The following is a 12,591-nucleotide window of genomic DNA, read 5'->3' on the forward strand; positions in this document are numbered from 1 at the left end:
ACACGGGGTTCCGGTGATGGTTCGCACTGCCGGAACTCCGTCGATCCCCGCCTGATTGGCGAGTTTGGCCGGGTACTGATATCGCGCGAATGGTTGGCGCGCGGAGATGGCACATGCAGGTGGATCGGCAATTCCACATCGTGATCGTCGGCGGCGGAACCGCCGGGTGGATGAGCGCCGCCGCCCTGGCCCGCTTTGCCCCGCCGGGGCACCGCATCACCCTGATCGAAAGCGAGGCCATCGGCACGGTCGGCGTGGGCGAGGCAACGATCCCGGCGATCATGCTGTTCAACGAGGCGCTCGGTCTCGATGAAGGCGAATTCCTGCGCGAGACGATGGGCTCGTTCAAGCTGGGGATCGAATTTGCCGGCTGGCTGAAGCCGGGTCATTCCTACATGCATGCCTTTGGCGAGGTCGGCCGCCAGCTAGGGCTGCTGCCGTTCCGCCATTACTGGGCGCGGGGGCGCAAGCTGGGCCTGGCCAAGCCGCTGGCGCACTATTCCCCCAACGAACTGGCCGCCCGCACTGGTCGGATGGGCCAGCCGGCGGGTGGCGGGGCGATGCCCTATGCCTATCATTTCGACGCCGGGCTCTATGCCGCCTACCTGCGTCGCTACGCCGAAGCGCGTGGGGTGATCCGCCATGAAGGCACCATTGCCAGCGTCGAGCGCGCGGAGAACGGCGATATCGCCGCCGTGCGGACCGATGATGGGCGCGCAATCGCGGGCGATTTCTTCATCGACTGCTCGGGCTTTCGCGGCCTGCTGATCGAACAGGAATTGGGCGCGGGCTACGAGGACTGGCGCCACTGGCTGCTATGCGACCGGGCCGTGGCCGTGCCTTGCGCCGCGGCGGGAGACTTCACGCCCTATACCCGCTCCACCGCCCGGACTGCCGGGTGGCAATGGCGCATCCCGCTCCAGCACCGGATCGGCAATGGCCATGTCTATTGCAGCGAGTTCATTTCCGACGACGAGGCGACCGCTACGCTGCTCGCCAACCTCGATGCCCCCGCCCAGGCCGATCCGCGCCCGCTGCGCTTCGTCACGGGCCGCCGCCGCAAGTTCTGGGACCGCAATGTGCTGGCCGTGGGGCTGTCGAGTGGCTTCATGGAGCCGCTTGAGTCCACCTCGATCCACCTGATCCAGTCCACGATCACCCGCTTCCTGACCGTGCTGCCCGGCGGGCCGGTGGACGATGCCGTGCGCGATGGCTTCAACCGCCGCGCGGCCCTTGAATTCGAGCGGATCCGCGATTTCCTGATCCTGCATTACTGGGCCAACCAGCGGCATGGCGAACCGTTCTGGGATCACTGCCGCAACATGGAAATCCCCGACAGCCTCAAGGCCCGGATCGAGGAATTCCAGGCGGCCTGCGTGATCCAGCCCAGCGCTGACGAGCTGTTCACCGAGGTTGGCTGGCTGCAGGTCATGGCGGGCCAAGGGCTGGAACCGGCCAGTTGGAACCCGATCGCCGACGCCCTGAGCGAGGCCGACCTTGGCCGGTTCCTCGAAGGCGTTGAACGGGGCGCGATCGACCTGGTCCGCCCGCTGCCGCAGCATATCGATTACCTTGCCGCGCTGGTGACAGCGCCGCCTGCCGCAACTGGAGCCGCCGCAACTGGAGCCGCCGCATGATCCGTTCGCTTGCCACTTCGCTTGCCGCACTGGCGCTATGCGCTCCGCTGGCGGCCCAGGCATCCGATCCCAAGGCCGATCTGCGCGCCCGCGCGCCGAACGAGGAGATCGTCTACTTCGTTCTGCCCGACCGGTTCGAAAACGGCGATCCGAAGAACGATACCGGCGGGATCAAGGGTGACCGGCTGCAGCACGGCTTCGATCCCACCCACAAGGGCTTCTATCACGGCGGCGACCTGAAAGGACTGACCGCGCGGCTTGACTATATCCAGGGCCTGGGCGCGACCGCGATCTGGTTCGCCCCGATCTTCAAGAACAAGCCGGTCCAGGGGCCGAAGGGCGATGAAAGCGCGGGCTATCATGGCTACTGGGTGACCGACTTCACCCAGGTCGATCCGCATTTCGGCACCAACGATGATTTCAAGGCCTTCGTCGATGCCGCCCATGCGCGCGGCATGAAAGTCTACATGGACATCATCGCCAACCACACGGCCGATGTGATCCGTTACCGCGATGGCGATGCCAACGGCTATCGCTATCGTGACAACGCGAACTATCCCTATTCGCGGCGCGGCGGGGTGACGGGCGCGCCGATCAATCCGGGCTTCAACGGCGACAGCGATCCGCATCCTGATAACTGGGCGAAGCTGACCGATCCGACCTGGGCCTATACCCCCTATGTCCCCAAGGGCGAGGAGACCGTGAAAGTCCCGGCCTGGCTCAACGATCCGATCTACTACCACAACCGCGGCGATACGCACTGGGTCGGCGAAAGCGCGGTTTATGGCGATTTCGTGGGGCTGGATGACCTGGCGACCCAGCATCCGCGCGTGATTTCGGGCATGATCGAAATCTATGCCAGCTGGATCGAACGCTTCGGCATCGACGGCTTCCGGATCGACACCGCCAAGCATGTGAACCCCGAATTCTGGCGCGCTTTCGTGCCGGCCATGCTCAAGGTGGCGAAGGACAAGGGCATCCCCAACTTCCACATCTTCGGCGAAGTGGCGACGCAGGATGTCGATCCCGCGCTGCTGGCGCGCTGGACCCGGATCGCGGACCTGCCTTCCAACCTCGACATGGCCTTCGCCGCTGCCGCGCAGCGGGTCGTATCGGGCAAGGCCGGAACCGACGTGCTGGCCCGCCTGTTCGAGGATGACGCGCTCTACCAGGGTGGTGAGGCGGGCGCGCTCAACCTGCCGACGTTCCTCGGCAATCACGATTTCGGCCGCTTCTCGATGTTCGTGAAGCAGGCCAACCCCGGCATTTCGCAGGACGAGCTGCTGGCGCGGACCATGCTGGGCCATGCCATGCTGATGACCCTGCGCGGCGTGCCGGTGATCTATTACGGGGACGAGCAGGGCTTCGTTTCGGACGGCAACGACCAGCTGGCGCGCGAGAACATGTTCCCTTCGAAGGTCGCGGTCTACAACGACAACGACCTGATCGGCACCGATGCCACCACCGCGCAAGCGAACTTCGATCGGGGCCACCCGCTCTATCGCCAGATCGCGACCCTCGCCGAAGTCCGCAAGGCCACCCCCGCGCTTTATGCCGGGGCGACAATCAGCCGCGCCTTCTCGGACAAGCCGGGGCTTTACGCCGTCTCGCGGATCGATCCGGAAACCGGGCAGGAAGTGGTGGTGGCCTTCAACACCTCGAACCAGCCCGTCACCCAGCGGATCGCGATCGAGCCGCGCAGCCTGACCTTCAGCCCGCTGGCCGGGCAATGCGCGCTCGCCGCCGATGCACCCGGCAGCCTGACCATCACTCTGCCGCCGCTGGGCTATGCCGTCTGCGCCGCCAAAGAATGGAATGTGAGATCGAAATGAACCGCCTGACCCGGACTGCCGCTTCCGGCCTTGAGCGTGTCGGCCAGGAATGGTGGCGCGGCGCGGCGATCTACCAGATCTATCCGCGCAGCTTCCGCGATGCCAATGGCGATGGCATTGGTGACCTGCCGGGGATCACCCAGCGACTGGACTATGTCGCCAGCCTCGGGGTCGATGCGATCTGGATTTCGCCGTTCTTCACCTCGCCGATGGCCGATTTCGGCTATGACGTGGCCGATTATTGCGGGGTCGATCCGATCTTCGGCACGCTCGCCGATTTCGATGCCCTGGTGGCCCGTGCCCATGCGCTGGGCCTGCGGGTGACGATCGACCAGGTCTATTCGCACACGTCCGATCAGCATGCCTGGTTCGTCGAAAGCCGCGCCAGCCGGGATAATCCGAAGGCGGACTGGTATGTCTGGGCCGATCCCAAGGCCGATGGTTCGCCGCCCACCAACTGGCAATCGGTCTTCGGCGGCCCGGCCTGGACCTGGGACGCGCGGCGCGGGCAGTATTACCTGCACAATTTCCTTTCCAGCCAGCCGCAGCTCAACTGCCACCTGCCCGCGGTGCAGGATGCCCTGCTGGACGTGGCGCGGTTCTGGTTGGATCGGGGGGTCGATGGCTTCCGGCTCGATGCGCTGAACTTCGCCATGCACGATCCGCAGCTGCGCGATAATCCGCCGGCCCAGCCCGATGGCAAGCCGCGCACCCGCCCGTTCGATTTCCAGCAGCGGCTCTACAACCAGTCGCACGCCGACATCCCGGCCTTCATCGAGCGGATCCGCGCGCTGACCGACAGCTATGACGGGATCTTCACCGTTGCCGAAGTGGGCGGCAAGGATGCCGACCGCGAGATGAAGCTGTTCACCAGCGGCGATGCCCGGCTGAACAGCGCCTATGGCTTCGATTTCCTCTATGCTGACCGGCTGACCCCGGAGGTCGTCAAGCGGGCGCTGGGCCAGTGGCCTGACGCGCCGGGCATCGGCTGGCCCAGCTGGGCCTTCGAAAACCACGATGCGCCGCGCGCGCTGTCGCGCTGGTGCGCCCCTGAGCACCGGGAAGCCTTTGCCCGGCTCAAGGCCGTGCTGCTGGCGGCGCTGCGCGGAAACATCATCGTCTACCAGGGTGAGGAGCTGGGGCTGACCCAGGTCGAAATTCCCTTCGAACAGCTCCAGGATCCCGAAGCGATTGCCAACTGGCCGCTGACCCTGGCCCGCGATGGCGCGCGCACCCCGCTGCCGTGGCAGGCGCAGAGCGAGCAGGGCGGGTTTACCGCCAGCAGCGCGCCATGGCTGCCGCTGGGCGAGGAAAACATGGCCCGCGCGATTGATCGGCAGGAAGCCGATCCGGCCTCGCTCCTCAACCTCACCCGCCAGCTGATCGCGCTGCGCAAGGCGCATCCGGCGCTGCGGAGCGGGGCCTGCGAAGTGGTGCTGGCTGACGAGAGTCGGCTGGTGCTGCGCCGCGTGGCAGAGGGGGAAAGCCTGATCGCCATGTTCAACCTTTCGGCGGCGGAAGCGGCCTGGCCACAGGGCCTGGCGACCACCGGCGAGACTATCTTCGCGGTGAACGGGGCAGAGCCTGGCCGCCTGCCTGCCTTCGCCGCCATCCTGGTCCGGGAGACGACCTGACATGAAATCTTTGCATCTCGCGCTGGGCCTGGGGCTGGGCCTGGGCCTGGCCCTGGCCGCCGTGCCGGCACTGGCGCAGCAATCCCCGCCGGTCACGGCCACCTCGCCCGATGGCGCGGTCAGCGTTGCGGTCTCGATCGATGGCGATGGCCGCGCGGCCTATGCCGTGACCCGCAAGGGCAAGGCGATCATCGCGCCGTCGCGGCTGGGCTTCCTGTTCACCGATGTCGCCAAGATCGACCGCCGCCTGACCATCACCAGCACCGAGCAGCGCGATTTCGACGAGACCTGGACCCAGCCCTGGGGCGAATGGGCGCAGATCCGCAACCGCTATCGCGAATTCAAGGTCCACCTGAAGGAGACGACCGCGCTGGCGCGGGTCTTTACCGTCACCTTTCGGCTCTATGAGGACGGTCTCGGCTTCCGCTACGAGTTCCCGCAGCAGCCGAACATGGCGAAGACCAGGGTGGCCGACGAGCTGACCGAGTTCGCCTTCGCCCAGGATGGCACGGCCTGGTGGAAGCCGGCCTATCTGTGGAACCGCGAGGAGTATCTCTACAACAAGACCGGGCTCTCCGCGGTTTCGACCGCCGCGACGCCGATCACGATCAGGCTGGCCGATGGTACCCATGTCGCGCTGCACGAGGCGGCGCTGGTCGACTATGCGGGCATGAATGTGACCCGTACCGAAGGCACCACGCTGCGCGCCAACCTGACCCCCGGCGCGGGCGAGCCCAAGGTGCAGAAGACCGGCGCCTGGTCCACCCCCTGGCGCACCCTGATCATCGCCGACGATGCCCCCGGCATCTATCACAGCCACCTGATGCTGAACCTCAACGAACCCAACAAGCTGGGTGACATGAGCTGGTTCAAGCCGGGCAAGTTTGCCGGGGTGTGGTGGAACATGATCAAGGGCGAATGGTCATGGGCGCGCGGGCCGAAGCACGGCGCGACCAACGCGAACGTCAAGCGCTACATCGATTTCGCCGCTGCCAATGGCATCCCCGATGTGCTGGTCGAAGGCTGGAACGTGGGCTGGGATGGTGACTGGTTCGGCAATGGCTGTGACATGGACTTCACCAAGCCGACCGAGGACTTCGATATCGCCATGCTGGCCGCCTATGCGAAGAAGAAGGGCGTCCGGCTGGTTGGCCACCACGAGACGGGCGGGGCGGTAACCCATTACGAAAACCAGCTGGACCGCAGCTTTGCCTTCGCCGCCAAGTACGGGATGATGGTGGTCAAGACCGGTTATGTGACTGACGCCGGGCAGCTTGAGCGGGTCGATCCCGATGGGACCAAGTATCGCGAATGGCTTGAGAGCCAGTGGATGACCAACCACTTCGTCCGCGTGGCCGAGACCGCCTACAAGCACCGGATTGCCTTTGACAGCCACGAACCAGTCAAGGGCACGGGCCTGCACCGGACCTATCCCAACTGGGTCGCGCGCGAGGGGATGCGCGGGATGGAGTACAATGCCTGGGGCGGCAAGAACCCGCCCGAGCATGAAGCCAACATCGTCTTCACCCGGATGCTCGAAGGGCCGATGGATTTCACCCCCGGCATTCTCAGCCTTGAGGGTGAACGCGGCAGCGCGATCCTTTCGACCATTGCCAAGCAGCTGGCGCTTTACGTGGTGATCTATTCGCCGGTGCAGATGGTGGCCGATACGCCCGAGAACTATGCCAAGTATCCCGCGCCGATGAAGTTCATCCGCGATGTGCCGACCGACTGGCAGGATACCCGCGTGCTCAATGGCGAGATCGGCGACTATGTCACCATCGCCCGCAAGGAGCGCGGCGGCGAGGGCTGGTATGTCGGCGCGGTGGGCGATGAGGAAGCCCGCAGCCTGTCCTTCAAGCTCGACTTCCTGACCCCCGGCAAGCGCTATCGGGCCGAAATCTATCGCGATGGCGACGATGCCGATTACCGCACCGACAAGCGCCACTCGATCGTGATCGAGAACAAGGTGCTGACCAGCGCCGACAGCCTCAGCCTGAAGATCGCACCGGGCGGCGGCTTTGCGATCCGCCTTGTGCCGGTGAAGTGATGCGGCTGCTGGGCGGCCTGCTGGCGCTGATCGGCGCGCTGCTGGCCGCTCCGGCGCTGGCGGCCGAGGATGCCGGGCGGTTCCTGGAGTACGAGCGGGTCGAGGCGGCTGGCCTTCCGGTGCAGCGGCTCTCGATCTGGCTGCCGCCGGGCTATGACCGGGACAATCGCCGTTACCCGGTGCTCTACATGCATGACGGGCACAACCTGTTCGATCCGGCCAAGAGCAATTTCAACAAGGTCTGGGCAGCCGACAAGGCGATGCTGGCGGCGATGCGCAGCGGCCAGGTGGAGCCGCACATCATCGTTGGCGTCTGGGCCCTGGGCCGGGACCGCTATCGCCAGTACCTGCCGCAGTCGGTCTACCAGGCGGCCAGCGGCACCCCGCGCGCGACGATGGACGCGATGATCGAGGGGCCGGTGGTGAGCAAGGCTTACCTCGACTGGCTGGCAGGCCCGCTCAAGCAATGGGTCGATGTCAGCTTCCGCACCCGGCCGGGGCGCGACGAGACGGCAATTGTCGGATCGAGCATGGGCGGGCTGATGAGCTGCTATGCCTTTCTGGAGCGGCCGGAGGTCTATGGCCGGGCGGGCTGCGTGTCCTCGCACTGGCCCGCCGCCGATCCGCGCGTGGTGGGCGAGGCGAACCCCGAGCTGATCCGCCTGTGGGAGAGCTGGTTCGACCAGCGGCTCGGCCGTCCGGTCGGGCGGCGGTTGTGGCTCGATCACGGCACGGCCACGCTCGATGCCTTCTATGCGCCCTATCAGCAGGCGATCGACGCGCGGATCGCGGCGCGCGGCTGGGAGAAGGGCACCGACTGGGAAAGCCGGGTCTACGAAGGGGCCGAGCACGAGGAAAACGCCTGGGCGCGGCGCCTGCCCGAAGTGTTCGGCTGGCTGCTGGCGAAGCAGCGCTAGCGCAGCTCAGGTCGGGCGGGGCAGGGCGGTGGTCGCCTTCATCCGCTCCATCGAGAAGGCGGAACTGACATCGGCCAGATCGGGGATTGCGGCGATCAGCTTGCGATAGATCCGGTCGTAATGGGCGATATCGCGCACCACCAGCTTGAGCAGGTAATCGACATCGCCGGCCATGCGGTGGCATTCGACGATCTCGTCGATGGCCGCCACCCCGCGTGAGAAGGCCTCCAGCCAGCTTGGATCGTGCCGGTTGGTGCGGATCGAGACGAAGACCGTGGTTGCCAGGCCCAGCTTGGCCGGATCGACCAGCGCCACCCGGCGGGCAATGATCCCGCTGTCCTCCAGCCGCCGGATCCGCCGCCAGCAGGCATTGCTCGACAGGCCAACCCGGTCGCCCACGTCTTGCACCGCCAGCGAGGCATCGGCCTGCAAGACCCCGAGGATCGCCCAATCTATCGCATCAAGTTGCAGAATATCGCCCATAGATGGGATGAAATATCACATAATGTGGTTTTAGGCTATAAAAAGGGTGATGAATTTGCATCGTAACCGTCATATCCTTGCGTCAACAAGGAGGGCGATCCCATGGCATTGAAGGAACTGTTCACCGAGCACCCCGCCAGCGTCGGCGAGACCTATGGCGAGCACCTGGTCATGGCGACGGGCTTTGGCGCCCGGATGATCCTGGGCGGGTTCGCCTGCCTGCTTCACGGCATTTTCCCGTTTCTGTTCGTGAAGACCGGCTCTGCGCAGATTTCCACCCTGCACGAACGCATGGTTGAAAACCGCCGCACCAAGCAGATGCCGGCGATCCTCGATTTCGTGATCTGAACAAAAAACCGGCCCGGCGCTGGGCCGGACCGGTTCCTTGTTTCAGCCTTGCGGCGTGGCGATCAATTGCCCAGCGCCTTGTCCTCGTGGGCGCGCTTGATCACGTAGAGCCGGATCGCTTCGGACTGCTGCGGGGTCAGCTCGTTCTTCCAGCTGACCATGCCGTTGGCGCTCAGCGCGCCGCCGATCACGATGTCGTTCCACATCTTGGCATCGCCCAGCGAACCGGCGCGGCGCAGGTCGCGGGTGAGCGAGGTGCCGATCGCCGCATCGCCGTGGCAGACCGCGCAGAACTGGCCGAACTGCTTCTGCCCTTCGGCGATCTGGGCCGGAGTGCCGGTCGACGGGGGCGGATCGAGTGGCGGCGGAGCAGCCGAATCCATGTCGGGCAGCTTGGCCGTGCCGCCCAGCTTGAACACCAGCAGACGCGACTGGTTGCGGATCGGCCCGTTGGGCTCGGACAGGTAGCCGGCGGTGATCGGCCAGGCGCCACCCCAGCCGGCGAGGACCGCAACATATTGCTGGCCCTTGACCCGGAAGGTCGAGGCCGGGGCCACGATCCCGGTCTGGGCGTTGAAGGTCCACAGCTTCTTGCCGTTGGCCGGATCGAAGGCGTTGAATTCACCCGCCATATTGCCCTGGAACAGCAGATCGCCCCCGGTCGAGAGCAGGCCGCCGTTCCAGGCGCCCGGATACTTGATGGTCCAGCGGGCCTTCTGTGCCACCGGATCCCAGGCCACCAGTTCACCCGTGGTCGCTGCCTTGGCCGCGGCGCGCGCCGCCTTGTCGGCCGGCAGCATGCCCGAGGACAGGTCCAGCCCCACGTTGAAGCCCTGCTTGTTGGGCTTCCAGTTCGGATTGTGGATGAAGGCGAAGGAGTTGTTGATCGCCGGAATGTAAACCAGGCCCGTCTTGGGGTTGTAGGCCATCGGGTGCCAGTTGTGCGCGCCGATCGGGCCGGGGGTGCCCAGCCACATCTTGCCGGTGCGGTAATAGCGTGCATCCGGGTTCTCGATCGGGCGGCCGGTCTTGAGGTCAAACCCGCTCGCCCAGTTGACCGGCACATAGTTCTTCGCGCTGATCAGCTTGCCGGTTTCGCGGTCGATCACGAAGAAGAAGCCGTTCTTGGGCGCCTGCATCAGCACTTTGCGCTTGGCCCCGTCGATCGTCAGGTCGGCCAGCATGATGTGCTGGGTCGCGGTATAGTCCCAGGTCTCGCCGGGCGTGGTCTGGAAGTGCCAGACATATTCGCCGGTCTTGGGCCGCAGCGCGACGATCGAGGAGAGGTAGAGGTTGTCACCCTCACCCGCCGAGCGGAAATACTGGTTCCACGGGGACCCGTTGCCCACGCCGACATAGAGCAGGTCAAGCTCCGGGTCATAGGCCATGGCATCCCACATGGTGCCGCCGCCGCCCTGCTTCCACCATTCGCCCTTCCAGGTGGCTTCGGCCGCCTTGAGGTGGGGTTCGGTGTTCTTGCCCGGTGCATCCGGCACCGAATAGAACCGCCACAGCTCCTTGCCGGTATCGGCGTCATAAGCGGTCAGGAAGCCGCGCACGCCCATTTCGGCGCCGCCGTTGCCGATCAGCACCATGCCGTTGATCACGCGCGGCGCGCCGGTGATGGTATAGGGCTTGGACTGGTCGAGCGTGACGACGCTCCACACTTCCTTGCCGGTTTCCCGGTCAAGCGCCACGAGCCGGCCATCCAGCGTGCCCATGAACAGCTTGTCGCCCCAGGCGCCGAAGCCGCGGTTCACCACGTCACAGCAGGCCGCCACGGCGCGTTCGCCCGGCACCTTGGGATCGTATTCCCACAAGAGCTTGCCGGTTTCGGCGTCATAGGCCTTGGCCTTCGACCAGGCCGTGGTGATGTAGATTTTGCCGTCGATGGCCAGCGGGGTGGCTTCCTGGCCGCGCGAGGTATCGAGATCGGCGAACCAGGCCAGGCCCAGGTCCTTGATGGTCGACTGGTTGATCTGGTCGAGCGGGGAGTGGCGCTGTTCGTCATAGGTGCGGCCATAGGACAGCCATTCATCCGGATTGGCCGCCACGATCCGCTCGGCATTGACCGCGCCGGGCAGTTCCGAACTCGGCTGTTGCTTGCACGCCGCCAGCGGCAGTGCGGCAGCCAGCAAAAGCACCTTGAGACGCATCCCCATCCATCCCTCCATATCGTGCCCGGTGAATCCGGGTCAGCCAGTTGTCCGGCGATCTTGCCGTTAATCGGGCGGTTAAGCTAGCCCTCTTGTGCGGGCTCGGCTAAGCTTGGAAGTGGAGGGGCAAACCTGGCAAGCAAGGGAGCCTGGACATGTGTGACGACCTGACCGCGATCGAGGAAGAAGCGGCGCTCGAGCGCCAGGGGATTGACCGGCGCGGCTTTGCTGGCCTTGGCGCAATGGGGCTGGCGGCACTCGCCGCGCCGTTGGGCGCCAGCACCGTGGCGGCACCCAGGCTGACTGAAAAGATGGTGCGAATCCCGACCACTGCGGGAGTGATCGACGCCTTTTTCGTTCATCCCGCCAAGGGGCGTCATCCGGCCGTGATCATGTGGCCCGACGTGGCCGGCCTGCGCGAAGCCTACAAGGTGATGGCGCGGCGACTGGCGGCCGATGGCCATGCCGTGCTGGTCCTGAACCAGTATTACCGCTCTGCCCCGGCCCCGCATTTCGAGGCGATCACCCAGTGGCGCACCCCTGAAGGCCAGGCCAAGCTGCGGCCGATGATCCCGCTGCTGACGCCCGACGCGATCGGGCTCGATTCGCGCGCGGCGGCCGAATGGCTGGACCGGCAGCGGGCGGTGAACACCCGGCGCGGGATCGGGGTGTGCGGCTATTGCCAGGGCGGGCCCTTTGCCGTGCGCGGCACCTTTGCCTATCCCGCCCGGATCCGCGCCGCCGCCTCGTTCCATGGCGGCGGGCTGGTGACCGACCGGCCCGACAGTCCGCACCGCCTGCTGAAAGCAACCAGCGCGCGGTTCCTGTTCGCGATCGCCCAGAACGATGACAAGCGCTCACCGGGGGACAAGGACGCGCTGCGGGCGGCTGCCGCCGAGGCCGGGCGCGAGGCCGAGATCGAGGTCTATCCCGCCGATCACGGCTGGTGCACGATCGATTCCCCGGTGTTCGACAAGGCGCAGGCCGACAAGGCCTGGGGCCGGATGCTGGACCTGTTCGGCAAACTCTAGAGAGGCATTGGCGGGGTGCCGGGGCTCAGGCCTTGGCGCCCTCGACCGCGACCTGCTTCTTCAGTTTCACCAGGTTCACCATCTCGTCGTAGAGCTCGATCATGTGGGAATCGTGCCAGCGGTCGAGCACGCAGCGGACCCGGCCGAGGAAGGCGGGCACTTCATCCAGCACGAAGGTCTTGCGCACGCCTTCGCCCACTGTGGCGGGCGGCTGGATCTCGATCGCCTGCCCCTTCAGGTAAGAGCAGATTTCTTCGATGTGCTGGGCCAGGGCCAGCTTGCGCAGCTCGTTGGCGCCAGAGCGGGCATGGCCCAGTTCTTCCTTGGCCTTGGCCAGCAGGTCATCGATGTAGTGCGAGACGCGATCCATGTTCTCGCGCTTCAGGGCGATCATCTTGTCGACATAGTCCTGCTGCACCCGCAGGCGCGCGGTGTCGGGATGCTCGGACCCCCAGAAGGCCTGGCCGAATTCAAGTGGCTTGTTCTGGATCATGAGCGGCTGA

The 12,591-nt window shown here is 65.7% G+C and carries 10 protein-coding genes; 7 read left to right on the plus strand and 3 right to left on the minus strand.

Annotated elements, in window-relative coordinates; all coding sequences use genetic code 11:
* Positions 1-113 precede the first annotated feature (113 nt).
* The 5 genes from O9281_RS09945 to O9281_RS09965 are packed head-to-tail and all read left to right on the plus strand — an operon-like array spanning position 114 to position 8,070.
* The gene (locus O9281_RS09945; RefSeq protein ID WP_298185140.1) at positions 114-1,637 is read left to right on the plus strand and encodes a tryptophan halogenase family protein; all 1,524 of its coding nucleotides are present in this window, start codon (positions 114-116) and stop codon (positions 1,635-1,637) included.
* Positions 1,634-3,469 carry an alpha-amylase family glycosyl hydrolase gene (locus O9281_RS09950; RefSeq protein WP_298185142.1) on the plus strand — a complete coding sequence of 612 codons (1,836 nt, stop codon included), beginning with the start codon at positions 1,634-1,636 and terminating at the stop codon, positions 3,467-3,469. The genes O9281_RS09945 and O9281_RS09950 overlap by 4 nt, the downstream gene beginning before the upstream one ends.
* Positions 3,466-5,103 carry an alpha-amylase family glycosyl hydrolase gene (locus tag O9281_RS09955; RefSeq protein WP_298185145.1) on the plus strand — a complete coding sequence of 546 codons (1,638 nt, stop codon included), beginning with the start codon at positions 3,466-3,468 and terminating at the stop codon, positions 5,101-5,103. The genes O9281_RS09950 and O9281_RS09955 overlap by 4 nt, the downstream gene beginning before the upstream one ends.
* 1 nt (position 5,104) lies before the next feature.
* Positions 5,105-7,153: a glycoside hydrolase family 97 protein gene (locus O9281_RS09960; protein WP_298185147.1), complete on the plus strand. Its 2,049-nt coding sequence runs from the start codon at positions 5,105-5,107 to the stop codon at positions 7,151-7,153.
* Positions 7,153-8,070, plus strand: coding sequence for an alpha/beta hydrolase-fold protein (locus O9281_RS09965; RefSeq protein ID WP_298185149.1), 918 nt, complete (start codon positions 7,153-7,155; stop codon positions 8,068-8,070). The genes O9281_RS09960 and O9281_RS09965 overlap by 1 nt, the downstream gene beginning before the upstream one ends.
* Positions 8,071-8,076: 6 nt before the next feature.
* On the opposite strand, the gene O9281_RS09970 is transcribed toward O9281_RS09965, so the two are convergent.
* Positions 8,077-8,553, minus strand: a complete 477-nt coding sequence (locus O9281_RS09970) for an Lrp/AsnC family transcriptional regulator (protein ID WP_298185151.1) — start codon at positions 8,551-8,553, stop codon at positions 8,077-8,079.
* Between the two features lie 102 nt (positions 8,554-8,655).
* Here O9281_RS09970 and O9281_RS09975 point away from each other — a divergent pair, with 102 nt between their 5' ends.
* A complete protein-coding gene (locus O9281_RS09975; RefSeq protein WP_298185154.1) occupies positions 8,656-8,901 on the plus strand; it encodes a DUF6356 family protein in 246 nt (81 codons plus the stop codon).
* A 62-nt stretch (positions 8,902-8,963) separates the two neighbouring features.
* On the opposite strand, the gene O9281_RS09980 is transcribed toward O9281_RS09975, so the two are convergent.
* Complete coding sequence (locus O9281_RS09980; RefSeq protein WP_298185156.1) at positions 8,964-11,063, minus strand: PQQ-dependent dehydrogenase, methanol/ethanol family; 2,100 nt, start codon at positions 11,061-11,063, stop codon at positions 8,964-8,966.
* A gap of 149 nt (positions 11,064-11,212) precedes the next feature.
* On the opposite strand from O9281_RS09980, the gene O9281_RS09985 reads away from it, so the two are divergent.
* A complete protein-coding gene (locus tag O9281_RS09985) occupies positions 11,213-12,088 on the plus strand; it encodes a dienelactone hydrolase family protein (protein WP_298185158.1) in 876 nt (291 codons plus the stop codon).
* Between the two features lie 25 nt (positions 12,089-12,113).
* Here O9281_RS09985 and O9281_RS09990 read toward each other — a convergent pair whose 3' ends face one another.
* Positions 12,114-12,581: a hypothetical protein gene (locus tag O9281_RS09990; protein WP_298185160.1), complete on the minus strand. Its 468-nt coding sequence runs from the start codon at positions 12,579-12,581 to the stop codon at positions 12,114-12,116.
* Positions 12,582-12,591 lie beyond the last annotated feature (10 nt).

The sequence above is a fragment of the Novosphingobium sp. genome (assembly GCF_027531025.1).
Taxonomy (GTDB): domain Bacteria; phylum Pseudomonadota; class Alphaproteobacteria; order Sphingomonadales; family Sphingomonadaceae; genus Novosphingobium.